Origin of the sequence: Streptomyces sp. NBC_01077 (assembly GCF_045162855.1) — a bacterium.
Taxonomy (GTDB): Bacteria; Actinomycetota; Actinomycetes; order Streptomycetales; family Streptomycetaceae; genus Streptomyces.
This window is the reverse complement of the sequence record NZ_CP108669.1, coordinates 4,931,858-4,955,281: the sequence shown is the minus strand read 5'-3', so window position 1 is coordinate 4,955,281 and position 23,424 is coordinate 4,931,858. Positions and strand designations below refer to the sequence as shown.

Annotated in this window: 22 protein-coding genes; 18 read left to right on the top strand and 4 right to left on the bottom strand. The window is 72.4% G+C overall.

Features of this window, described 5'->3' with window-relative positions:
• Window positions 1-7: 7 nt before the first annotated feature.
• From OG462_RS22265 to OG462_RS22220, 10 genes are all read left to right on the top strand, one after another.
• Window positions 8-937: an NADP-dependent oxidoreductase gene (locus tag OG462_RS22265; RefSeq protein WP_406060075.1), complete on the top strand. Its 930-nt coding sequence runs from the start codon at window positions 8-10 to the stop codon at window positions 935-937.
• A gap of 342 nt (window positions 938-1,279) precedes the next feature.
• Entirely contained in the window at window positions 1,280-2,329 is a 1,050-nt protein-coding gene (locus tag OG462_RS22260) for a ScbA/BarX family gamma-butyrolactone biosynthesis protein (protein ID WP_406060073.1), read from the top strand.
• Between the two features lie 6 nt (window positions 2,330-2,335).
• Window positions 2,336-3,391 (top strand): ketoacyl-ACP synthase III family protein, encoded by a 1,056-nt coding sequence (locus OG462_RS22255; RefSeq protein WP_406060071.1) that lies wholly within the window; start codon window positions 2,336-2,338, stop codon window positions 3,389-3,391.
• A 58-nt stretch (window positions 3,392-3,449) separates the two neighbouring features.
• A complete protein-coding gene (locus tag OG462_RS22250; protein ID WP_406060069.1) occupies window positions 3,450-3,689 on the top strand; it encodes an acyl carrier protein in 240 nt (79 codons plus the stop codon).
• Window positions 3,689-4,948, top strand: coding sequence for a beta-ketoacyl-[acyl-carrier-protein] synthase family protein (locus OG462_RS22245; RefSeq protein ID WP_406060067.1), 1,260 nt, complete (start codon window positions 3,689-3,691; stop codon window positions 4,946-4,948). Before OG462_RS22250 ends, OG462_RS22245 begins: the two co-directional genes overlap by 1 nt.
• The gene (locus tag OG462_RS22240) at window positions 4,945-5,697 is read left to right on the top strand and encodes an SDR family oxidoreductase (protein ID WP_406060065.1); all 753 of its coding nucleotides are present in this window, start codon (window positions 4,945-4,947) and stop codon (window positions 5,695-5,697) included. The genes OG462_RS22245 and OG462_RS22240 overlap by 4 nt, the downstream gene beginning before the upstream one ends.
• 54 nt (window positions 5,698-5,751) lie before the next feature.
• Complete coding sequence (locus OG462_RS22235) at window positions 5,752-6,738, top strand: 3-oxoacyl-ACP synthase III family protein (protein ID WP_406060063.1); 987 nt, start codon at window positions 5,752-5,754, stop codon at window positions 6,736-6,738.
• 136 nt (window positions 6,739-6,874) lie between these two features.
• On the top strand, window positions 6,875-7,633 hold the full coding sequence (locus tag OG462_RS22230; RefSeq protein ID WP_260225706.1) for an SDR family NAD(P)-dependent oxidoreductase: 759 nt from the start codon (window positions 6,875-6,877) through the stop codon (window positions 7,631-7,633).
• A 44-nt stretch (window positions 7,634-7,677) separates the two neighbouring features.
• Window positions 7,678-9,237 carry an FAD-dependent monooxygenase gene (locus OG462_RS22225; protein WP_406060061.1) on the top strand — a complete coding sequence of 520 codons (1,560 nt, stop codon included), beginning with the start codon at window positions 7,678-7,680 and terminating at the stop codon, window positions 9,235-9,237.
• Window positions 9,234-9,980 carry an HAD family hydrolase gene (locus tag OG462_RS22220; protein ID WP_406060059.1) on the top strand — a complete coding sequence of 249 codons (747 nt, stop codon included), beginning with the start codon at window positions 9,234-9,236 and terminating at the stop codon, window positions 9,978-9,980. The genes OG462_RS22225 and OG462_RS22220 overlap by 4 nt, the downstream gene beginning before the upstream one ends.
• 171 nt (window positions 9,981-10,151) lie before the next feature.
• Here OG462_RS22220 and OG462_RS22215 read toward each other — a convergent pair whose 3' ends face one another.
• A complete protein-coding gene (locus OG462_RS22215; protein WP_406060057.1) occupies window positions 10,152-11,120 on the bottom strand; it encodes an aldo/keto reductase in 969 nt (322 codons plus the stop codon).
• Between the two features lie 175 nt (window positions 11,121-11,295).
• On the opposite strand from OG462_RS22215, the gene OG462_RS22210 reads away from it, so the two are divergent.
• The 4 genes from OG462_RS22210 (at window position 11,296) to OG462_RS22195 (ending at window position 15,032) form a co-directional block, all read left to right on the top strand.
• Window positions 11,296-12,870 carry an MFS transporter gene (locus OG462_RS22210; protein ID WP_406060055.1) on the top strand — a complete coding sequence of 525 codons (1,575 nt, stop codon included), beginning with the start codon at window positions 11,296-11,298 and terminating at the stop codon, window positions 12,868-12,870.
• A gap of 11 nt (window positions 12,871-12,881) precedes the next feature.
• Complete coding sequence (locus OG462_RS22205; protein ID WP_406060053.1) at window positions 12,882-13,313, top strand: hotdog fold thioesterase; 432 nt, start codon at window positions 12,882-12,884, stop codon at window positions 13,311-13,313.
• A gap of 110 nt (window positions 13,314-13,423) precedes the next feature.
• Window positions 13,424-13,873: a MarR family winged helix-turn-helix transcriptional regulator gene (locus tag OG462_RS22200; RefSeq protein WP_406060051.1), complete on the top strand. Its 450-nt coding sequence runs from the start codon at window positions 13,424-13,426 to the stop codon at window positions 13,871-13,873.
• 301 nt (window positions 13,874-14,174) lie between these two features.
• The gene (locus tag OG462_RS22195; protein WP_406060049.1) at window positions 14,175-15,032 is read left to right on the top strand and encodes a BTAD domain-containing putative transcriptional regulator; all 858 of its coding nucleotides are present in this window, start codon (window positions 14,175-14,177) and stop codon (window positions 15,030-15,032) included.
• Window positions 15,033-15,230: 198 nt separating this feature from the next.
• On the opposite strand, the gene OG462_RS22190 is transcribed toward OG462_RS22195, so the two are convergent.
• The 3 genes from OG462_RS22190 to OG462_RS22180 form a co-directional block, all read right to left on the bottom strand.
• Window positions 15,231-16,274, bottom strand: a complete 1,044-nt coding sequence (locus tag OG462_RS22190) for a 3-oxoacyl-ACP synthase (RefSeq protein ID WP_406060047.1) — start codon at window positions 16,272-16,274, stop codon at window positions 15,231-15,233.
• The gene (locus OG462_RS22185) at window positions 16,274-16,792 is read right to left on the bottom strand and encodes a cupin domain-containing protein (RefSeq protein WP_406060045.1); all 519 of its coding nucleotides are present in this window, start codon (window positions 16,790-16,792) and stop codon (window positions 16,274-16,276) included. Before OG462_RS22185 ends, OG462_RS22190 begins: the two co-directional genes overlap by 1 nt.
• 221 nt (window positions 16,793-17,013) lie before the next feature.
• Window positions 17,014-17,889: a helix-turn-helix transcriptional regulator gene (locus tag OG462_RS22180; protein ID WP_406060043.1), complete on the bottom strand. Its 876-nt coding sequence runs from the start codon at window positions 17,887-17,889 to the stop codon at window positions 17,014-17,016.
• A 57-nt stretch (window positions 17,890-17,946) separates the two neighbouring features.
• Here OG462_RS22180 and OG462_RS22175 point away from each other — a divergent pair, with 57 nt between their 5' ends.
• The 4 genes from OG462_RS22175 to OG462_RS22160 all read left to right on the top strand — a co-directional run bounded on the left by OG462_RS22175 (window position 17,947) and on the right by OG462_RS22160 (window position 23,293).
• Window positions 17,947-19,419 carry an MFS transporter gene (locus OG462_RS22175; RefSeq protein WP_406060041.1) on the top strand — a complete coding sequence of 491 codons (1,473 nt, stop codon included), beginning with the start codon at window positions 17,947-17,949 and terminating at the stop codon, window positions 19,417-19,419.
• 39 nt (window positions 19,420-19,458) lie between these two features.
• Entirely contained in the window at window positions 19,459-20,511 is a 1,053-nt protein-coding gene (locus OG462_RS22170; protein ID WP_406060039.1) for an aldo/keto reductase, read from the top strand.
• A gap of 306 nt (window positions 20,512-20,817) precedes the next feature.
• Window positions 20,818-22,596 carry a histidine kinase gene (locus OG462_RS22165; RefSeq protein WP_406066656.1) on the top strand — a complete coding sequence of 593 codons (1,779 nt, stop codon included), beginning with the start codon at window positions 20,818-20,820 and terminating at the stop codon, window positions 22,594-22,596.
• A gap of 37 nt (window positions 22,597-22,633) precedes the next feature.
• Window positions 22,634-23,293, top strand: coding sequence for a response regulator (locus OG462_RS22160; protein WP_406060037.1), 660 nt, complete (start codon window positions 22,634-22,636; stop codon window positions 23,291-23,293).
• The last annotated feature ends 131 nt before the right edge of the window (window positions 23,294-23,424 follow it).

Here is a 23,424-nt window from a genome sequence, read left to right as displayed (position 1 = left end):
TTCGTCCGTGAAGGCCATCGCCATCCAGCGCTACGGAGGCCCGGAGGTCCTGGAACTCGTGGACCTCCCCGAGCCCCGCCTCGGCCCGGACGTCGTGCTCGTCCGGGTGCGCTACGCGGGCGTCAACCCCGCCGACTGGAAGATCCGCGAGGGGTACATCGACGACTGGTTCGAGTCGCACTTCCCCATGGTGATGGGCTGCGACCTGTCCGGTGTCGTCGAGCGCACCGGCCTCGGCGTCACCGAGTTCGCCCCTGGCGACGAGGTCGTCGGCTACGTCCGCGCCGACCACATGCAGCGCGGTACGTACGGCGAGCTGGTGGCCGCGCCCGTCCGGACCCTGGCGCGCAAGCCGCGCTCCCTCGACGCGCGGGAGGCGGCCGGACTGCCGGCCGCCGGCCTCACCGCGTACCAGGCGCTCCGCCGCCACCTGGAGATCGCCGCGGGCGACGTGCTGCTCGTCCACGCGGCGGCCGGCGGGGTCGGCTCGCTCGCCGTCCAGATCGGCCGCGCCCTCGGCGCCCGCGTCATCGGTACGGCAAGCGAGCGCAACCACGACTTCCTCCGGTCGCTCGGGGCCGAGCCGGTGACCTACGGCCCCGGGCTCGCCGACCGGGTGCGCGCGCTGGCCCCGGAGGGCGTCGACGCCGTCTTCGACCTCATGGGCGGGGACACCCTGTTCGGCTCGCCGGCGCTGCTGCGGCCGGGCGGACGGCTCGCCTCCATCTCCGGTGACGTGACAGGACTCGGCGGACGCTACGTGTTCGTCCGCCCCGACCCGGTCGACCTCGCCGACCTCGTGGCGATGGCGGACCGCGGCGAGGTACGGGTCCACGTGAGCGCCGAGTTCCCGCTCGCCGACGCGGCCCGCGCCCATGAACTCGTGCAAACCGGCCATGTGCGCGGCAAGGTCGTCCTCGCGGTCGAAACGGCCTGATCAGATCGGTCCCGCCGGGCGAAGCGCGCGCACCCGAGACCCGTACGGGACATCCGGAGCCGATCCCCCGTACGAGATGAACCGCAGCCCACACCCGTAAGAACCGCACCCGAACCCGTACGAGAACGAAGGCCGCCCCTGTCAGGGGCGGCCTTTTCCGTGTGTCCGGGGGCCTCTGCGGCCGGTCTTCAGTGAACCTTCAGCGGCTCTCAACCCGGCCACCCGTGAGGCAACGGCCGACTGCCCCGTCGTTCGCAGATGAAACCCCAGAGCGGGCTGTGAGGCTTGATTCATGCCCTCAGGGGCCCGCCGAAGCAGACCCACGGACGAACGGAACCGGGCATGACCCTTGCTGAGCAGGAGCCGACGGAAGCGGCCACGGCCGCGGCCGAACTCGCCTACCAGCGGCCTCTGGACCGCGTCCTGGTGCACCGCCGGGCCGTCATGGAGGTCTTCGTCACCGACGCCGTCCGGCACGGCGACGACGCCTTCGCCGTGGCCGTCCAGGCCCCCCGCGCCCACAGCTACTACAACGACCACACCCAGCGGCCCGCGCTGCTCGACCCGCTGTTCCTCCTGGAGGCCGCCCGCCAGGCGGTCACCGTCGTGGCACACCAGTGGCTGGACGTCACCTACGACACCTCCTTCCTGATCAGTGACTGGGCCACCGAGTTCACCGACCTCGCCGCCCTGCGGGCCCGCGGCGACGCTCCGGACGAGCTCGTCGTCGAGGTCACGACGCGCGACCTCAAGCGGCGCGGCACCAGGCTGCTCGCCGCCACCCTGGAATGCGTGTTCGTGGTGGGCGGCCGGCGGGCCGGTACGAGCGTCGTCGTGGCCGGATACCTCAGCCGCGACGGCTACACGGCCCACCGCGAGAAGAGCCGCGGCTCCGTCCCGCCGCTCTCCTCCGCCATGCCGCACACCCGCACCGGCACGCCCGTCGCGCCCGCCCTGGTGGGCCGCGAGCGGACGGAGAACGTGGTCCTCACGGACGTGGCCCGGCACCCCGACGGCACGACCGCGCTGCGCGCCGTGCTCGACGTCCCGGTGCAGCACGCGGCCATGTACGACCATCCCCTCGACCACGTACCGGCGATGGCCCTGATGGAGGCGGCCCGCCAGGCCGCCGTCCTCGCCTCCGACGAGTCCGGGGAGTCCGGCGACCGGCGGTACGCACGCGCCTTCGGCGCCACGTTCCGCCGGTTCGTCGAGCTGGACGGTCCGGTCACGGTCTCCGTCACGCCCTCGGCCGGCGAACGCCTCACCGTCGACTTCCTGCAGGACGGGGAGTCGGTCTGTACGGCCGAGATCGAGGTCGCGATCCTTCCGGCGGCCGACGCGGACGGCGCCCTCCCGGTCCAGGCGGCAGCCGACGCGGACGGCAGGTGACGGGCCGTGCGACTGGACTCGCCCCTGGGGCTTTCGGCGACGGCCTGGTATCCCGACGGCCTTCAGACGACCGAAGAGGCCGTGGCCGCCGGTGACATCGACGCCCGTACCGCCCGCGAACTCGGCTACACCTCTCTCCCGGTCAGCGAGGACACCGCTCCGCCGGACATGGCCGTCGAGGCCGCCAACCGGCTCTTCACCCTCTCCGGCGCCCGCGCCGACGCGCTCTCCCTCGTCCTGCACGCCAGCGTCCACCACCAGGGCCACGACGCCTGGTCCGCCCCGCACTACATCGCCAACCGGATCGGCGCCGACCGCGCCGTACCGATCGGGCTGCTCCAGCAGTGCAACGGCGGCGCCATCGGCATCGAACTGGCCGCGAGCAGGCTCCAGGGCGACCCGGCCGCGGGGCCCGCGCTGATCACGACCGCCGACCGCTTCCTGATGCCGAGCTGGCACCGCTGGCGCAGCGACTACGGGATGGCGGCCGGCGACGCGGCCACCGCCGTCCTCGTCCACCGGACCGGCTCCGCGGCGGAACCCGGCTCGGCGCACGCCTTCACCCCCGACCTGCTGCTGCACTCGCTCGCCACCCGGACGGCCTCCGAACTGGAGGTGATGCACCGCGGCGACGACGAGCTCAACGCGACGCCGATGGGGCACAGCCCGATGATCGACGTGCGGCGCACCAAGCGCGCCTTCATCAAGGCGTACGGCGTCGACTTCTTCGTCAAGACGGCCGCCGACCGCATCCGCGCCGTCGTCGAGGAGTGCCTGGCCGACGCCGGGCTCACCGGCGACGACCCGCGGCTGCACTACGCCGTGATCCCCCGCCTGGGCGCCAAGGCGATGAACGAGGCGTACATCCCGCCGCTGAAGGACGTCACCTCCGCGGAGGTGCTCGACCTGGGCCGGGCCACCGGGCACGTGGGGGCCGGCGACCTGAACGCCTCCCTTGCCGACCTGGCCCGCTCGGACCTGCTGAGGCCCGGGGCCCACGCCCTCGTGCTCAACGGCGGCGGCGGGTTCACCTTCACCGCGGCCGTGGTCAGCAAGCGCTGACCTCCCGCGATCCGTACCGCTCCACCCGATCCGCACCCACTCCCAAGGAGAACCCCTCATGTCCGCTCACCAGGACCGTCTCTTCGCCCTCGTCTCCGAGAAGCTCGGCGTGGCCGCCGAGGAGCTCAACACCACCTCCACCTTCGACGCCCTCGACCTGGACTCGCTCGCCCTGATCGAGCTCAGCGTCATCGTGCAGAAGGAGTTCGGAGTCCAGATCGACGAGACGGCACTCACCCCGGAGAACACCTTCGCCGACATCCTCACCGAGATCGACTCCAAGGTCGCGGTGGCCTGATGACCGGCATACCGACGCAGCGCCCGGGCGGGCGCACCAAACGCTTCGACGTGGCGGTCACCGGCGTCGGCCTGGTCACCCCGGCCGGCCTCGGTGTCGAGGCCAACTTCGAGCGGGTCTGGTCGGGCAGGTCCACCGCGGCCACCGACCCGGACCTCGCCGGCCTGCCCGTCGACTTCGCCTGCCGCGTACCGGACTTCGACGCGGGAGCCCTGCTCGGGCGGCGCAGCGCCGTCCGCATGGACCCGATCAGCCACTTCGGCGTGGTCGCCGCCCGGCAGGCCGTCGAGGACGCCGGGCTCGACCCGGCGGCCTGGGACGGCCCCCGCGTCGGCGTGGTGGTCGGCACCTCGCTCGGTGGCTGGTCCACCGTCGAACGCGAGCACGGCAAGCACCTCGCCGACGGCCCGGAGTTCGTGTCGCCGCTGCTCATGGTGATGGGCCCGGTCAACATGACCGCCGGCTACATCGCCATGGACCTCAAGGCGCTCGGCCCCAACCAGGTGGTGTCCACCGCCTGCGCGTCCGGCAACACGGCGATCGGGTACGCCCGCGCGCTCCTGGAGTCCGGGGTCTGCGACATCGTCCTGGCCGGCGGCGCCGAGGCCGCGATGTCCCCGACCGCCATGGCCAGCCTCGCCCGCGCCGGTGCGCTGTCCACCCGGCGCGACGACCCGGCGTCGGCGTCCCGTCCCTTCGACGCCGACCGCAACGGGTTCGTGGCCGGCGAGGGCGCGGCCATGCTGGTCCTGGAGCGGGTCGAGGACGCGCAGGCGCGCGGCGCCCGCATCCGGGCACGGGTCTCCGGCTTCGGCGCCTCGGCCGACGGCCATCACGCGTCGGCGCCCGACCCGACCGGCGGTGGCGCCGAGCGGGCCATCCGGGCGGCGCTCGCCGACGCCCTGGTCGACACCTCCGAGGTCGACCACGTCAACGCGCACGGCACGTCGACCCCGCTCAACGACATCACCGAGGCCGGGATGCTCCGCCGGGTCTTCGGCGAGAAGCCCGCCGTCACCTCCACCAAGGGGGTCGTCGGCCATCTGCTGGGCGCCGCCGGCGCCGCCGAGGCGGTGTACACGGTGCTCGCCGTGGAGCGGCGCCTCGTCCCGCCGACGGCCAACCTGAACAGTCTGGACCCGGGCATCGGGGTGGACGTGGTGGCCAAGGAGGCCCGGCCGATGGAGATCGGCGCGGCGGTCAACGACTCGTTCGGCTTCGGCGGCCAGAACGCGGTGATCGTGGTGACGCCGGCATGACAGCGACTCCCGGCCCCGCAGGCCCCGCTGCCTCCTCCGGGCCCTCGGGCCGCTCGGTCCTCGTCACCGGTGGCAATCGCGGTATCGGTCTGGCCGTCGCCCGGTCGCTCGCCGCTCGCGGCGACCGGGTCGCCGTCACGTACCGCACCGGCGAACCCCCGGAGGGGCTGCTCGGCGTGCGCTGCGACGTCACGGACGAGGCGCAGGTCGAACGCGCCTTCAAGGAGGTCGCGGCGGCTCAGGGAGATGTCGAGGTGCTGGTCGCCAACGCCGGCATCACCCGGGACGGGCTGCTGCTCGCCCTCGACGACGACGCCGTCGACACCGTCCTCGACACCAACCTGCGGTCGGTCATCCGGGTCGCCAAGCACGCGGCCCGGGGCATGCTCGGCGGGCGCTGGGGCCGGCTGGTGCTGATCTCCTCCGCCGTCGCGTTCACCGGCTCGCCCGGTCAGACGAACTACACCGCCGCCAAGTCCGGCCTCGTCGGCCTGGCCCGCTCCCTCGCCTGGGAGCTCGGCAGCCGCGGCATCACCGTCAACGTCGTCGCCCCCGGGCTCGTCGAGACGGACATGCTGCGCGACGTACGGCCGGCCCGCATGGACCAGTACCTGGCGATGACGCCACTGGGCCGGGCCGGCACCGCCGACGAGGTGGCCGCCGCCGTGCGGTTCCTCACCGGCGAGGAGGCCTCGTACATCACCGGCGCCGTGCTGCCGGTCAGCGGTGGGCTCGGCATGGGTCACTGAGGCCCCGTGCCGCACGCATCCACCACCACTCACCAAGCACAGGGAAGGTAAACCATGCCCGTCGGTGTCCTGTCGATCGGCTCCTACACACCCGACCAGGTGGTCGACAACCAGCAGATCAGCGCCTGGACGGGGATGCCCGAGTCCTGGGTGACCGAGCGGACCGGTGTCCTCACGCGGCGGTACGCCGAGCCGGGCACCGCCACGTCCGACCTGGCCCTGCCCGCGGCCCAGGAGGCCCTGGCCGGTGTCCCGGACGAGGTGCGCGAGCGGCTCGGCGCGCTGGTCGTGGCGACCAGCACCCCGGACGTGCCGCAGCCGTCGACCGCGGCGATCCTCCAGCACAAGCTGGGGCTCTCCACCCTGCCCGCCTTCGACATCAACGCCGTCTGCAGCGGCTTCCTGTACGGCCTCTCGGTCGCCGAGGGGCTCCTGAAGGCAGGCAGGCACGGGGAGCACGTGCTGCTCGTCGGCGCCGACATGTTCTCCACGATCATGGACAGGTCCGACCGGCGCACGGTGAGCCTGTTCGGCGACGGCGCGGGCGCCGTCCTGCTCGGCGAGGTGCCCGAGGGCTACGGTCTGCAGTCCGTGCACCTGGTCACGGACGGGGAGTTCCACCACTACGTGGGCGTGGAGGGCGGCGGCACCCGGACGCCGCTCGACGCCGAGGCCCGCGAGGCCGGCAAGCACTACTTCCGGATGGACGGCCGCGCGGTGCGCGACTACGCCCTCTCGGTGCTCGCGAAGCTGACCGCCCAGACGCTCGACGACTGCGGGCTCGCTCTGGAGGACATCGACCGCTTCGTCTTCCACCAGGCCAACACCCGGCTCCTGGAGACCTTCGTGGCGGACGCGGGCATCGACCCGGACCGCGTCGCCTACACCGCGCCGCACCTGGGCAACACGGTTGCCGCCTCGGTGCCGCTCACCCTGCACGCCACCCATCGGGAACGGCCCCTGAAGCGCGGTGAGCGGGTCCTCATGGCGTCGGTCGGCGGTGGCATGACCGCGGGCGCGGCACTCCTGACCTGGTACTGACCCCCGTCCCCGGGCCGGGGCGGTGACCCCCCCCCGGCCCGGGGGCGCCGGCGCACCCTTTCCGTGCCGGCGCCCCGCCCGTACCCCGGGTACCGACCCCACACGCACACCACACGCAGCATCGGATGGAGGAGCCATGAGGCTCGACGGACAGACGGCCGTCATCACTGGCGGCACGCGGGGCCTGGGGCGGGCGATAGCCGAGGCCTTCCTCGCGGAGGGTGCCTCGGTCGTGGTCGCCGCGCGCAACCCGTACGACATCAAGGAACTCGCCGACGACCACGGCGACCGGCTGCTCTTCCACCACACCGACGTCACCGACGAGGCCTCGGTGGCCGAGCTGGTGGCCGCCGCCGGCGAGACGTTCGGCGGTGTGGACGTCCTCGTCAACAACGCGGGCGTCAGCCGGGACGGCAAGATCGCCCGGCTGTCGGTGGCCGACTGGAACACCACGCTCGCCACCAATCTGACCGGTGTCTTCCTCTGCACGCGCGCGGTGATCGGCCCGATGGCCGCCCGCCGCGAGGCGACCGGCATCGGCGGCCGCATCATCAACGTGTCGTCCTGCGTCGCAGGCCGGGCCGCGATCGGCGCCGCCGCGTACAGCGCGAGCAAGGCCGCCGTGGAGATGTTCACCAAGACCTCGGCCGCCGAACTCGCCCCCAAGGGCATCACCGTCAACTGCCTGTCGCCCGGCTACATCGACGAGGGCATGGGCAAGGAGCTCGCCTCCAACGAACGCGCCTGGGAGAGCTACCGCGGCCGTCTGCTGTCCGGGCGCCTCGGCCGTCCCGCCGAGGTCGGCGCGACCGCCGTCTTCCTCGCCTCGCAGGACAGCTCGTACGTCAACGGCAGCGTGGTCGAGGTCAACGGGGGGCTGATGTGGGCGGCCTGACGAACCTTCGGACAAGCCCCGGGGCGGACCGGCCCGTCCTCGTCGTGGGGGCCGGCCCGGTCGGCCTGGTCGTCGCGTGCGAACTGCTCCAGCAGGGCATTCCCGTACGCGTCGTGGACGCCGGCCGCGGACACACCGCGCACTCCCGCGCCAACGTCATCTGGCCGCGCAACCTCGAACTGCTCGACCGGATCGGCGTGACCGAGGAACTCCTCGACACGGGTCACCGGCTCGCGGGCACCGCGTTCTACTCGCGCGGCCGTCGCCTCGCGACCGCCTGGATGAGCAGACTGCCCGACTCCCCCTACCCGTTCGCCCTCACCCTCTCGCAGAACGACACCGAGGGGGTGCTGCGCCGGCGGCTCGCCGCGCTCGGCGGCACCGTCGAGCAGGGCGTCCGGCTCACCGCCCTCGACAACGCGGCGGACGGTCCCGCCGTCAAGCTGGAGCACGAGGACGGCCGGACCGAGGAACTGGAGCCGGGCTGGCTCGTCGGCGCGGACGGCGCGCACAGCACCGTCCGCAAGGAGCTGGGCATCGGCTACGACGGCCCGCCGGTCGACGTGTCGTTCGCGATCACCGACGCCCGGCTCACCACCACCCTCTCCGAGGACCTGTCCCACTACTGCTACGCGCCGAGCGGCGCCATGGTGCTCGGTCCGATGGGCGACGGCGTGCACCGCATCGCCCTGAACGTGCCGCACGACGCGTACAGCGAGGACAACCCGCCGCCCCGGGAGATGTTCCAGCAGGTCGTCGACGACCGGGCGGCCGGCCGCAGCCGCGTCGAGGAGCTGCTGTGGAGCGGATCCTTCCGGGTACGGGTCAGGATCGCCTCCACCTTCCGCAGCGGCCGTTGCTTCCTCGCGGGCGACGCCGCCCATGTGATCAGCCCGGCCGGCGGCCAGGGCATGAACACCGGCATGCAGGACGCGTTCAACCTGGCATGGAAACTGTCCGGCGTGCTCCGGGGCGAGTTCGGGGAGCCGGTCCTCGACTCGTACGACACCGAACGCCGGGCCGTCTCCCACGAGGTGGCCCGCTCGACGGCGCTGCTGACCAAGGCGGGTCTGGTCAACACGCCCGCGAAGGTCGCGCTGCGGGACGCCGCGTTCACCGCGGCCGACCGGACCGGTCTCTTCCAGCGCAGGCTCGCCCCGCAGCTGAGCCAGACGGCCGTCAGCTACGACGGCGACCGTCATCCCCGTATGCCGCTGAAGGTGTCGTCCGGGTCGCTCGCCGATTCCGCTTCGACGACCGGTGGTTCGGGTGAGGCGGCCGCCGCGGCCCCGCGGCTCGACAGCGGCGGCTGGCCGACGATCGACCGGGACCGGCACACCGTGCTGCTGTGGCCCGGCACCCGGACCCCGCCGGCGGACTGGCAGCGGACCCGCGACCGGGTCCGCCGGGAGCTGCCCGAGGGCACCCCGGTGCTCGATCTGACCCGGGCCGTTCCCCGGGGCCTGGCCCGGGCCCTCGGCCCGGTGCCGACCGTGGCGGTCGTGCGCCCGGACGGCCATCTGCTCGCGCGGGTCGACCCCAAGCGCCCCCAGGACACCACACGACTGCTCACCCGAGCGGCACACCTCAGGAGCCGGTCTTGACCACGTCCCCCGCCCTCCCTCTCCTCCCTCCCCTCACCACCGACCACTCCCGCCCGGTCGTCGCCTTCTTCGACGCCGACGAGACGCTCGTCGCGATGAAGACGCCGTTCTCGCTGCTGCGGCACCGGATGAAGCGGGAGGGAGACGTCACCGGCGCCGCGTACGAGCGGCTCGTCGAGCCGCTGCGGCGGCTGGCGTCGATGGGCGTGACGCCGGTCGAGGTGGTGTCCAAGTTCTACGAGCTGTACGCCGGCGTCCCCTGGGACGACGTGGTCGCCGAGGCGCGCGAGTGGTACGCCCATCTCCGGGAGCGCGGGGCGCCGTTCATCGAGCCGACGGTCGCCCGGCTGCGCCGCCACCAGGAGGCGGGGCACCACACGGTGGTCATCTCCGGCTCCTGGCCGGCGACGCTCCACCCGATCACCGACGACCTGGGCGTCGACCTCGTCCTGTGCACCGAGCCGGAACTGGACGCCGACCGGCGCATGACGGGGGCGATCCGGCACGCGATGTTCGGCCCGGCGAAGGCGGACGCGGTGCGGGAGGCGCTGGCGAAGTTCGGTGCGGACCCCGCCGATTGCTACGCGTACGGCGACGACCCGGGGGACCTGACCATGCTGAGCATGGTGGGCCACCCGACGGTCGTCGGCGAGAACCCGCGGATGGCGGCCCACGCGGCCGAGCACGGCTGGCCGGTCATCCCGGCCACCCTGATGGCCGGGACCCGCCGCCAGCCGGTGTGACCGCCCACGCCGAAGGGGCGCCTCGGGTGGGGCGCCCCTTCGGCGTTGCCCCGGCTCAGGGCGCGCGTTCGGCGTGGGCACGGCTGAGCGCGCGCCTGCCGGCAGGGTACGGCTCAGCGCGCGCCTGCCGGCAGGGCACGGCTCAGCGCGCGCCTCGGCGGGGGGTACGGCTCAGCGCGCGCCGACCGCCTGCGGCAGCGAGGCCAGTTCGGTCAGGGCCTCCGGCGGGAGGGTCACGGAGCCGGCCTCCACGTTGTCCTCCAGGTAGCGGCGGGTCTTGGTGCCGGGGATGACGCCCACGTGCTCGCCCTGGGCCAGCACCCACGCGATCGCCACCTGGGCCATGGTCGCGCCGAGGCCGTCGGCCAGGATCCGTACCCGGTCGACGATCGCCTGGTTGGCGCTGATGGCCTCGGGCTGGAACCGCGGGATCCGGTGCCGCCCGTCCGCCTTCGGCAGGTCCTTCGGGCTGCCGATCAGGCCGGACAGGAAGCCCCGGCCGAGCGGCGCGAACGCGATGAAAGCGATGCCCTCGCGTCCGCAGTACTCCACCACGCCGTCGTTCAGGGCCTCCCGGCTCCACAGCGACAGCTCGCTCTGCACGGACGCGACCGGGTGGACCGCGTGCGCCCGGCCGATCTCCTCCACCGACGCCTCGGAGAGCCCGATCGCGCCGAGCTTGCCCTCCTTCACCAGCTCAGCGAGCGCGCCCCAGCTCTCCTCGACCGGCACCTCGGGGTCGATGCGGTGCAGCTGGTAGAGGTCGATGTGGTCCACGCCGAGCCGCTGGAGGCTCGCGTCGACGGCGGCGCGCAGATACGCGGGCCGGCCGTCCCGGTGGCTCTTGTAGGTGGCGGGGTCGTCCACGACGAGCCCGCCCTTGGTGGCGAGCAGGGCCTTCTCGCGGTGGCCCTGGAGCGCCTTGCCGACCAGCAGTTCGTTGGTGAACGGGCCGTACTGGTCGGCCGTGTCGATCAGGTCGACGCCGAGGTCGAGGGCGTGCCGTACGACCGCGATGGACTCGCTCTCGTCCCGGCCCAGCTCGTCGTACCCCCACGACATGCCCATGCAGCCGATGCCGACAGCCGCGAAGGTCCGCTGCGAACCGCCCAGTTGGATCCTGCGCATCTTCGTGCGCACCGCCTCTCCCGTTGTGCCCGTGGAGTCCTGTCCGCTCGATTCGTGTGACAGGCCCTCGTCTTCATGCAGAACTCTGCCATACGACATTGACATCTCCTATGGTCAGGCTCCTACTCTATGACAGAGTTCTTACACATGCCTGCCAACGAATAGACAAGAACAGGGGTGATTCTCCGTGTCCACCGGCAACCCGCGGGCGACGCTCGCCGCGGCGTGCGTCGTCGGCCCGCTGATGACCTTGGTGGTGACCGGCCCGTCCGTGGCCGTCCCCGACATCGGTGCTGACCTGCACAGTTCCCTCGCCGCTGCCCAGTGGGTGGTCGACGGCTACATGCTGACCGCGTCCAGCAGCCTCGCGGCGATGGGCTCGCTCGCCGACCGCGTGGGCCACCGCAGGATGTTCACCTGGGGCATGGCCTTCTTCGCGTTCTGGATGACGGTCTCAGGTCTCTCCAACAGCATCCTGCTGCTCGACGTCTCGCGCGCCGTCTCCGGTTTCGGCTCCGGCGCGGCGCTCGCCTCCATCACGGCGATCGTGGCCCAGGCCTTCGACGGCCCCGCCCGGGCGAAGGCGTTCGGACTGTTCGGCACCTTCCTGGGCGCGGGTCTCGCGTTCGGCCCGATGTTCGGCGGCGTCCTGGTCAACCTGTGGGGCTGGCGCTCGGTGTTCCTGGTCCTCGCCGGGGTCGCCGCGCTCGTCCTGCTGAGCACGCCGCTGCTGCCCCGTACGGAACCGAACCGCGGAGCCCCCTTCGACTGGGCCGGCACCTTCGCCTTCGGCCTCGGCATCGCCCTGTTCGTCCTCGCCCTGGTGGAGGGGCCGGGCCGCGGCTGGACCGACCCGCTCGTGCTCGCCTCGGCCGTCGGCTGCCTGCTCCTGCTCGTGACGTTCGTGGCGGTGGAGCGCCGCTCCGAGCACCCGATGTTCGACCTGGGGCTCTTCGCCCGCCCGCAGTTCCTCGCCGTCTGCCTGGTGCCGCTGGTGCTGGCGTTCAGCTTCGTCGCGCTCGTCATCGTCCTGCCGCCGTACCTGACCTCCACGAGCGGCCTGTCGGCCGTCCGGATCGGCCTGGTCCTGCTGCTCCTGACCGGCCCCTCGCTCGTGATGCCCGCCCTCACCGGCGTGGTCGCCCCGAAGGTCTCGCAGCGCGCCCTGTTCGTCGTCCTGCTCGCCTTCTCCGGCGTCGGCGCCGCCTGGCTGACCCTGGTGGAGCCGGGCGCCTCGACCCTCGCGCTGGCCGGCCCGCTGCTCTTCCTGGGCATCGGTTACGGCATCTCCCTCGGCATCCTGGACGGCGCGGCCGTCTCGGCCGTCGAGCCGGAGCGGATGGGCATGGCCGCGGGCATGTTCAACACCGTGCGGCTCACCTCCGACGCGGTCTCCATGGCCGGTCTCGGCGCCCTCGTCACCGCGCTCACCAAGAGCGCCCTCGACAACGACGCCGTCTCCGCCTTCCAGGGCGGTGCCGACGCGCTGACCTCGCGCGCCCTCCAGGGCGGTCTGACCGAGGCCGCCGAGACGCTGCCCGCGGGCGAGGTCCGCGACCGGGCGGTGACCGCGATGGCCGACGCCTACGCCGCCGGCCTGCACACCACCATGTGGATCGTCGCGGCCGCCTGCGCGGTCACCGCGGTCGTCGTCGGCAGCCTGCTCAAGGGCAGCAAGCCCGATGCCGCCGGTGGAACCCCCGCCGCCGAAGCCGCCGACGAGACGTCCGCGGTGGCGCCCGAGCCCGCGTCCGCGCGCTGAGGGGGCGGGTCATGACACAGACCGCCCTCGGACCCGTCGAGGTCCTGTCCCCCTATGTCGACGAGCAGCTGGTGGAGCGCCTCGGGATCGAGATCGAGGTGTGCCGGCCGGACCTCGTGATCGGCACCATGCCGGTGGCGGGCAACCGGCAGCCCATCGGCCTCCTGCACGGCGGGGCCAACGCCGTGCTCGCCGAGACGCTCGGTTCGCTCGCGGCCTGGACGCACGCCGGCGCCGACCGGATCATCGTCGGCCAGGAACTGTCCTGTACCCACCACGGCGGGGCGCGGTCGGGCCGGGTCACCGGCGAGTGCCGGCCACTGCACGTGGGCACGCACACCGCCACGTACGAGATCGTCATCCGCGACGCGGGGGGCCGACGGACCTGCACCGCCCGGCTGACCTGTGCGATCCCGCCGGCCAGGCGCCGGACGAGCCGGTGACCGAACGCGGCTCGGTGACCGAACGCGGCTCGGGGAACGACGGCCGGGCGCCCCGGCGACGGCAATGCGCGACTACTGCTTCGTCCTCTGTCGTATGCAAGACTATTGATATGGCGAAGACGACGACGGAGACGGTCGCCGCAGGTCGGCTCGGGCACACGATCAAGAGGGCCGAGCAGGCCCTGATCGGACGCAAGACGGACGTGCTGCGGGAGTTCGGCCTGACGGTGCCCCAGTACTCGGTCCTGCTGTTGCTGTCGGTATCGGACGGCATGTCCGCCGCGCAGCTGGCGCGCGAGTGCATGGTCACGCCGCAGACGATGGCGACGGTCCTGACCAACCTGGAGAAGGCCGACCTGGTGTTCCGGGAACCCTCGGAGCTGCACCAGAAGGTCGTGGTCAACCGGGCGACCCGGGCCGGCCGTGCCATCGCGAAGAAGGCCGACAAGGCGGCCCTGCGCGTCGAGGGGTCTCTGGGTGCCGAGTTCACGCCCGAGGAAAGGGCGCGGTTCGAGGAGTACCTGGAGCGGACGATCGCCGTTCTCGGGGCCCTCGAATAAACCCCTCGGGGGTATACGCGACGCGTAGGGAAACCGCCTTGAATTCGTCTTCCGACGAAATTCAAGGCGGTTTTCTTTTTATGTCACCTGTGAGGCAGGTAACAGCCGGGGCTCCGGCCCGTAAACATTTCGTACGGCGGTCGGCCGTAAACGGTTTTCGGCCGGAATCCTGCTAGGGTGACCTGGTGACTCGTGCTAGGTGCACGTACCTGTGCGGGGAGCAAGGGTTCGACCATTTCACCGCAGGGTGGGATGGATGTACCAATAAGGGGGAATGGTGCAGATTCACGTCCTGGGCCCGATGACCGTATTCGATGATGACCTGGAGCCGGTCGTTCTGGCACCCAAGCCGCGTCGTCTGCTCGCTTTACTCGCTGTCAATGCCGACAGTGCGATATCCGTCAACGCACTCGTGCAGGAGTTGTGGGGGAACAACCCTCCCCGAACTGCCACCGCAACGATCCAGACATATATCGGGCAGGTCCGCCGCACCATCGCGGAAGCCCTCAAGAAGAGCGCCAACGAAATCGCAGAAGAAATCCTCATTACCGAGGGCGGCAGTTATGTGCTGTCCACGCGGAGGGTCGCGCTCGACATCGCGGAGTACGAGATGCTGACCGCCGCCGGTAACGCCGCGGTCCAGCGCGGCGCATTCGTCGAGGGTTCCGATCTGCTCCACCAGGCCGTGGCGCTGTGGCGCGGCCCCGCGCTCGTCAACGTGGAGGCCGGCGAACTGCTCGGCGCCCGGATCGTCCACCTCGACGAGTCCCTCCTCTGCACGCTGGAGCACCGGATCTACGCCGACCTCCAGCGCGGCGCGCACCACACCCTGGTTCCGGAGCTCACCGAGCTCACCGCCCGCCACCCGCTCCACGAGAACTTCCACCGGCACCTGATGCTCGCGCTGTACCGCTGCGGCCGGCGGGCCGAGTCGCTCGCCGTCATGCGGCGGCTGCGGGCCCGGCTGGTGGAGGAGCTGGGCCTGGAGCCCTCGCCGTTCCTGGTCCAGCTGGAGCAGGACATCCTGCGCGGCGAGCCGTCCCTGGACACGCCCCGGCTCAGGTCGGCCGACCGGGCCACCGTCGTACGGCAGCAGGACCGCCGGACCATGGGCAGCGTGGTGCACAGCCTGACGCCGGCGCTGCGGGCGACCGGCTGAACGTCGGCCGGCCGCGACCGGCCGCACCCGGTAGGCATCGACCAGCCGAACGGGGCGGGGATCGACCAGCCGCACCGGGCGGACATCGGCCGGCCGGTGCGGGGCGAGCGGTGGCCGGCCGAACGGGGCGGGCGGCATGAAGGGTCCGCGGGCATGGTGCCCGCGGACCCTTTCGTATGCGGATTCCTGTATACGTCCTCAGGCTCCGCTGACCAGCAGACAGGACCAGGTGAACCCGGCGCCCGCGCTCACCACCAGCGCGTACTCGTCGGGGCCCAGCATCCGCCGGGTCCGCAGCTCGGCGAGGCTCGCCGCGGCGTCACCGGCTCCCAGATGCCCGGTGTCGGCGCCGGGCCGCAGCAGTTCCGCCCCGGTGAGCTTGGTCAGCAGCGGCGCGTAGGCCAGGTCGATCGTCTTGCGCCCGAGCCGCGGCGCCACCACGTAACGCAGCGGCACGTCGCCCGTGGCGGACAGGCCCACGCCCGCCAGGCACGCGTCCACCGCCGACCGCAGGGACGCGGCACTCGCCTCGGTGAACGCCTCCATGCCGCCCGCCCGGAGGAACGCCTTCTTGGTACGACGGATGTCGACCTTCGGCCCGAGGGAGCGGGCGGCCGGGCCGAACGGGTCGTCCCCGCGGTGCATGCGCTCCAGCCGGGGCGCGGCGACCGTGGCGACGGAGTGCAGGATCAGATCGGCCGGCCGGCCGCCCTCGCTCCCCGGCAGGTGGTGCAGGACGAGGGCGGTGGCCCCGTCGCCGTACCCGATGCCGTAGTCACCGCTCCAGCGGTCGAATCCGGGTTCCACGAAGGCGTCGGCGGTGGTGATCAGGGCGTGGCCGAGGCCGGGCTCGACGAAGAGCCGGGCGGCGGCCAGTTCCACGGCCGCCGCGCCGCCGTTGCACACCTGCTGGACGCCGACGGGTACGGCGGAGTCGGCGCCGAGCCGGTCGGCGACGAAGTGCGCGGGGGACCACAGGTCGTGGCCCTGGTAGTGGATCCAGGCGTGCAGCAGGAGGCCCACGGCGCCGGCGTCCACACCGGCCGCGGCGAGCGCCTCGCGGCCGGCCTCGACCGCCATCTCGGGCGGGGCCAGATCGGCCACCGGCAGTCCGGTGTACCCGAGTTCGGCGGCGGTCTCGGCGTCGACCAGCTCACGCTCGACCGCCTCGGCCGCGCTCTGCCGGCCCGAGGGCAGCCAGAGCGAGGGGCCCGAGATGCCCAACGGGCGCGGCAGAAGCATCACTTGGCCCCGGCGCTCGTGCTCTTCGAGGTGATCGCGTCGATGTCGCAGCCCGGGTCCGGGGCGAGCGTGGTGGGCGCGGTCGCGCCCGTCGGGATGATGTCGACGACGTACAACTCGACCGGCACGCTGCCCTTGTTGATGCCCATGTGCACGGTGGTCGGGCCCACGGGCTCCACGAGCGATTCGCCCGCGCCGTACTCCTCGACGGAGCAGTCCGAGCCGTCGATCCGGGTGAACGTACCGGAGTTGATGACGGCGATCTCCTCACCCACGTGGTAGTGCCAGCCCGTGGAGGCGCCCGGCTGCACGACCGCCTTGCGGTAGAGCACCTTGCGGTTGCCGTTGGCCTTGATCTTGAAGGGCGCCGAGGTGACGCCCTGGCTCAGGGTCACCGCGCTGACCGGGGGGACGTCGGCCGCGACATCGGCCTGGGCGACGGGCTGGGTGGCGAATCCGGCGCCGAGCGCCACCGCGGCGACGGTGCCGGCGACGGCGAGCTTGCTCTTCTTGACCACGGGATGTCCTCTGCTCACGGGAACCGATCGCAGTCATATGTATCAGAGCATTGTCACTGGAATGAGGTCTGCCATGACTTCCTGTGCTGGCCTTGAGTCGGCCTTGAGTCGTCCTTGTGCGGGACCTTCGGCCGGGCGCTTCGGCCGGGTCTGCCGGTGGGTTGGGCGCGGGGTCTGAGGGTGGGCCGGGCGGGTCTGCCGGTGAGTTGGGCGCGGGCCGGTCAGCCCGCCTCGACCAGCGAGATCCTGCCCTTCCGCTCGTCCCGCCCCAGCAGTTCCACGACCTTCTCGCGGGTCTCCGTACCGGGCCGCGCCGTGTGCAGCATCAGCCGGATCCCCGGGCGGTCCGGGATCTCCAGTACCGAATGGTCGAAGATCAGGAAGCCCGCCCGCGGATGGTCGATCGCCTTCACGCCCTGGTTCGTCGCCGTGAGCTCGTACCGCGACCACAGCTCCGCGAACTCCTCGCTCTCCACCGTCAGTCGGCCCGAGATCGACGTGAACCGCGGCTCCTCCGGGTAGCGGGCGGCGTCCCTGCGGAACTCGGACACCAGGCCGGGCGCGACCTCCGCCCAGTAGCGATGGCGCGCACGGAACGCCGGATTGGTGAAGAAGGACATCAGGCAGTTGGTGTCCCGCTCGCCGAACCCGAAGACCAGTGCGGCCGCCCGGTTGAGCCCCACGATGTCCCAGCACCGGTCGATCACATACGCCGGACTCGGCATCCAGCCCTCCACGAGGGCCGTCAACTGCGCCGTGTCGGCGAGGTCGTCCGCCGCGCGCTGCGGCGGGTTCATCCCCACCAGCCGGTACAGGTGGTCCCGCTCCACGTCGTCCAGCCGCAGCGTCCGGCTGATGGAGTCCACGACCTGCTCCGACACCTTGATGTCCCGGCCCTGTTCGAGCCACGTGTACCAGGAGGCGCCGATACCGGCCAGCATCGCGACCTCCTCGCGGCGCAGCCCCGGCGTACGCCGGCGCGCACCGGGAGGAAGTCCCACGTCCTCGGGCCTGAGCCGTTCCCGGCGGGTGCGCAGGAAGTGCTTGAGCTCCTCGCGTCGACGGGGCTCCCGTACTGCGTTGAGGCTGGTGGTCATGAACCCAGGATACGTTCGGGCTCCCCACGCCATGGCGATATTTGCCAGCCTTCTGGCATGACTCCCGACTCCGCCACTCAGCCGCCCGGCAAAGTGCCCTTCACCACCCGCCAGTGGCTCATCATCGCCCTCCTGTGCGGCGCGCAGTTCATGCTCGCCCTCGACTTCTCCATCCTCAGCGTCGCGCTCCCCGTCCTCGGTGAGGACCTCGGCTTCAAGCTGAGCGACCTCCAGTGGGTGGTCACCGCGTTCGCGCTGCCGTCCGGCGGACTGCTGCTGCTCTTCGGCCGCGCCGCCGACCTCTACGGCCGCCGCAACTGGTTCGTCGCCGGCATGGTCCTCTTCGCGGTCGCCTCCCTCGCCGGCGGTCTCGCCACCACACCCGGCTTCCTGCTCGGGGCCCGCGCCGCCCAGGGCGTCGCGGCCGCCATGCTCACCCCGGCGGCGATGTCCCTGCTCACCACCAGCTTCGCCGAGGGCTCGCAGCGCGACCGCGCGCTCGGCATCAACGGCGCCCTGCTGTCGCTCGGCTTCCTCTCCGGCGTGGTCCTCGGCGGTGTCATCACCGACCTCACCAGCTGGCGCGTGACGCTCTTCATCAGCGTCCCCGTCGGCATCGTCGCCGCCATCGCCGCCCCGATGCTCATCAAGGAGAGCCGCAACGAGGAGACCCCGAGGCTCGATCTCCTCGGCGCGGTCACCGTCACCGGCGGCCTCCTTTCGGTGATCTTCGGCATCACCTCGGCCGAGCGCAACGGCTGGAGCTCCACCACCACCCTGGTCTCCCTCGCCGCCGGACTCGTCCTCCTCGTCGCCTTCTTCGCCATCGAGTCGCGGGTCACCGCGCCCCTCGTCGACCTGAAGGTGCTGCGCCGCCGCACCGTCAGCTGGGGCAACGCCACCGGCCTGATCACCTTCGCGATGATGACCGGCATGGTCTTCCTGCTGACCCTGTACATGCAGCAGGTGCGCGGGATGAGCCCGCTCAACGCCGGCTTCACCTTCGCCTCACTCGGCGTCGCGGCCGTCCTCGGCGGCGCGTTCGCCGCCCGGATCATCGGCGCGATCGGCGTCCACCGCGCCCTCGTCTACGGTCTGCTCCTGCAGGCCGCGAGCACGGCCGCGCTCTACTTCCTCGACACCACCGGCGGCATGCCGCTGCTCCTCATCGCCACCGCCACCGGCGGCTTCGGCCACCTCCTCGCCGTCGTCGGCTACATGATCACCGCGACCTCGGGCCTGCCGGACAGCGAGCAGGGCCTCGCCACCGGCCTCGCCTACACGGGCCAGCAGCTCGGCGTCACCGTCGGCACCCCGGTCCTCGCCACCGTCGCGGCGGCCGGAATGGACTCCGCGGGCGGCACCGGCGCCTCCGCCGTTCTGGAGGGCGTCCAGGGCGGTCTGCTGATCGCCGCGGGTGCGCTGCTCGTCGCGGGCCTCGTCGCCATCGCCTTCCTGCGGCCCGGGCGCACCGCGGCGGCGGCCGGCGCTCCGGCGGCCGACCGCCAGGTCCCCGCCGAGGCGCACTGAGTCCGTCGAACGCGCTGAGAGACTGAGGAAACGAATCAGATGCGCATGCGCTACCTGGGCCGCACCGGCCTCCAGGTCTCCGAGATCTGCCTCGGCACCATGACGTTCGGCGGCCGCCACGGCTTCCAGCACATGGGCCAGCTCAACACCATCGAGGCCCGGCGGCTCGTCCACATGAGCATGGACGCGGGCGTCAACTTCTTCGACACCGCCGACATGTACTCCGCCGGACAGTCCGAGGAGGTCCTCGGCGCCGCCCTCGGCACCCGCCGCGACGACGTGATCATCGCGACGAAGGTGCGCTGGCAGATGCCCGACGGCAGCAGCGGCCCGAACGACCGCGGTCTGTCCCGGCACCACATCGTGCGCTCGGTGGAGGCCAGTCTGCGCCGTCTCGGCACCGACTACATCGACCTCTACCAGACGCACGGCTGGGACGGCCGCACCCCGTGGGAGGAGACCCTGCGGGCCCTGGACGACCTCGTACGGGCGGGCAAGGTCCGCTACGTCGGTGCGTCCAACCTGACGTCCTGGCAGCTCACCCGCGCCCTCGCCACCAGCGAGAAGGCCGGGCTCGAGCGATTCGCCTCGCACCAGATCCAGTACAGCCTGGCCGCGCGCGAGGTCGAGTGGGAACTGCTGCCCATGGCCGAGGCCGAGGGCGTGGGCGTCATGGTGTGGAGCCCGCTCGCCGGCGGTCTGCTCAGCGGCCACCAGGAGCGGGGCGCCACACCGCCGCCGGGCACGCGGCGGGCGGTGGGCTGGTTCGAGCCCGTCGACCCCGAGCGCACCTTCGACACCGTCGACGTCCTGCGCAAGATCGCGCAGGAGCGCGAGGTGTCCCCGGCCCAGGTGGCGCTGCGCTGGGCACTGGACGGGAAGGGCGTCACCTCGGTGGTCATCGGTGCCCGCAACGAACGCCAGCTCACCGACAACCTGGCGGCGACGACCTGGTCGCTGACCCCCGAGGAGCACGCCGCCCTCGACGAGGTCAGCGCCCCGCCGCTGCCGTACCCGTACTGGCACCAGGACTACTGCGACGCGGACCGCGTCAAGGAGGTCGAGGAGGTCGAGGAGCCGGACGAGGGCTGAGTGCGAGCGATGGGCGGAAGCCCCGCGGGTCCGGGAGACCTGCGGGGCTTCCGGCTTTCGTCTGTGTGTCCGGGGGCGGGCTCGGGTGGGGGGTACATGCGTGGCCTCGGGTGGGGGTGCGGGCTCGGGGTCGGGTGCGGGCTCGGGTGCGGGCTCGGGCTCGGGTGGGGGTGCGGCTCGGGGTCGGGTCCGTATCCGGGCTCGGGTTCGTATCCGGGGCCGGGTGCGACTTTTGTCGTCGGGGGGCGCGACGAAAGAGGGAAGACCCGGGGCCGGGCAGCCGCCTACGGTGCGAGCGTGGACGCTATGTCGAAGTCGGGGACCCGGAGTTCGTACGGGATCGGGGCCGCGCTCGCCGCCGGGTGGGCGTGGTTCGCGGTGCCGGGGCAGTGGTCGGGGCGCAGGACCACCGGTGAGGTGGCACTCGCCGCGGTCCTCGCGCTGCTCGGCGCCGGGACCGAGGACCTCCTGGGCGGCGAGGGATGGCTGCCGGCCCTCGTCGCCGCCGGGTCGGCCCTGCTGTCCCTCGCGCGGCGCAGACTTCCCGCGAGCGTGCTCGTCCTGACCGCGGGACTCACGCCCTTCGTGCCCGGCTTCGGGCCCCTGCTGCTCGTCGTCGGCTGGTCCTCCGGCCGGTACATCGCGGGGGCGGGCCGCGCGCTCGCCGCGTTCATCGCCGCCTTCGTCCTGAACGTCGGGGGGAGTCTCCTGGGGCCCTGGGAAGGGGACCGGCTGCTCACCATCGCCCTCACGGCGACCCTCTACTACCTGGGCACCACCCTGGCTCCCGGGCTCGCCCACCGCTACTGGACCCAGCGGCGGACCCTGCTGCACGCGCTGCAGGAGCGCAACGCCCAGTTGCTGCGGGAGCGGACGATGGTGGTCGGGCAGGCGCGGCTGCGGGAGCGGCAGCGGATCGCCCAGGACATGCACGACAGCCTCGGGCACCAACTGGCCCTGATCGCCGTCCACACCGGAGCCCTGGAGGTGGACCGGGACCTGAGCGAGCGCCAGCGCGAGGTGGTCGGCGTCCTGCGGAACGCGTCGGTGACCGCGATGCAGGAGCTGCGGGAGGTCGTGGGGATCCTCCGCGACGGGATAGAGGCCGCCGACGGTACGGTGCCGGCGCCCGGGCGGTCCGGGGACGAGACCGGCCGGGCAGCACGGGGGATCGCGGGCATCGAGGGCCTCGTGGAGGCGGCGCGGACGGCCGGCACCTCGGTCGGGCTGAGACGGTCGGGGGAGGAGCGGTCGCTGGCTCCGGCCGCCGACCACGCCGCGTACCGGATCGTGCAGGAGGCCCTCACCAACGCCTACAAGTACGCGCCGGGGGCGGCGATCGGCGTCGACCTGCGGTACGAGCCGGACACCTTCGTGGTGGAGGTCCTCAACGAGAAGCCCACGGACGAGCCCGCGGAGGATGTGGTGAGCGGCGGTCAGGGACTGACGGGTCTCGCCGAGCGGGCCCGGCTGGTGGGCGGCATGTGTCACGCGGGTCCGGCCGACGGCGGCGGGTTCCGGGTGGCCGGGATGCTGCCCTACGGGGCGGCGCCCCTCGCGGAAGCAGCGCCTTTGGTCGATGCGGCCGACGACTTCCGGCAGCAGACCACGAAGCCGCTGGTGGGCGATGGTCGTCCGGTCGTGGTCGGACCGGCCGACTGGACGTTCACGGAGCGGGAGCTGGCTATGGCGGTACGCGGGGGCAGGGGCAGAAGCACGGGCGGTTCGATCGCGCTGGGCTGCGGGATCGCGTTCGCGGCACTCGTGCTGCTGCTGGTCGCGGCGGGCTTCGGCCTCTACTTCCTGATGGGATCGGTGAAGGAGGGGATGATCGAGCCCGAGCAGTACGACGCGGTGAAGGTCGGGGCGTCGGAGAAGGACGTGCGCAACCAACTCCCGTCCGGTGACACGATCGCCACCGCCGGCCTGAGCGGCGTTGGACCCGCGATGCCGGACGGCGCCGACTGTCTCGTGCTGATGTCCTCGGAGGTGAGCGAGGACTTCGACAAGGAGCCCGTTTTCCGGTTCTGCTTCAAGGACGGCAAGCTGATCGAGAAGAAGTCGTACGAGGTCGAGGCGCGCTAGCGCCGACCCGCCCGTACCGGAGCCGTGGGGAGTAGCTGTGGCAGGGCAGCCCATCAGGGTCGTGATCGCCGATGACGAGCCTCTGATCAGGGCCGGGATCCGGATGATCCTCACCTCCGACCCGGAGATCGAGGTCGTCGCCGAGGCCGCCAACGGCCGGGAGGCGGTCGAGGCGACACGGGCGCACGCCGCCGACGTGGTGCTGCTCGACATCCAGATGCCGGTGCTCGACGGCCTCTCGGCGCTGCCGGAGCTGCGCCGGGCGGCGCCGTCGGCCCGGGTGATCGTCCTGACGACCTTCGGGGAGCGGGACAACGTACTGCGGACCCTGGAGCACGGGGGTGCCGGGTTCCTGCTCAAGGACACGGCGCCCGCCGAGCTGATCCGGGCGGTACGGGCGGCCGCGGCGGGCGACGCGTATCTGTCACCGGCGGCGACCCGGCACGTGGTGGAGCGGCTCGCCACGGGCCGGGAGGCGGCCCGCGCCGAGGAGGCACGGGGACGGGTCGCGGGCCTGAGCGAGAAGGAGCGCGATGTGCTGGCGCTGCTCGGGGAAGGACTCTCCAACGCGGACGCGGGGAAGCGGCTGCACATGAGCGAGGCCACGGTGAAGACGTATGTGAGCCGGATCCTCGCCAAGCTGGACTGCGAGAACCGGGTCCAGGCGGCACTGCTCGCACGGGACGCGGGGCTGTAGGCACGAGGAGGGCTGCGCGCGGGCGGGCCGCTGCTCCGGTCGGCGCGGGGCCGTATGCGGGGCGGCCCCGCTTCTCCGGTCAGCGCGCGGGCGGCCGCCGCTCCGGTCGGCGCGGGGGCTGTTTGCGGGGC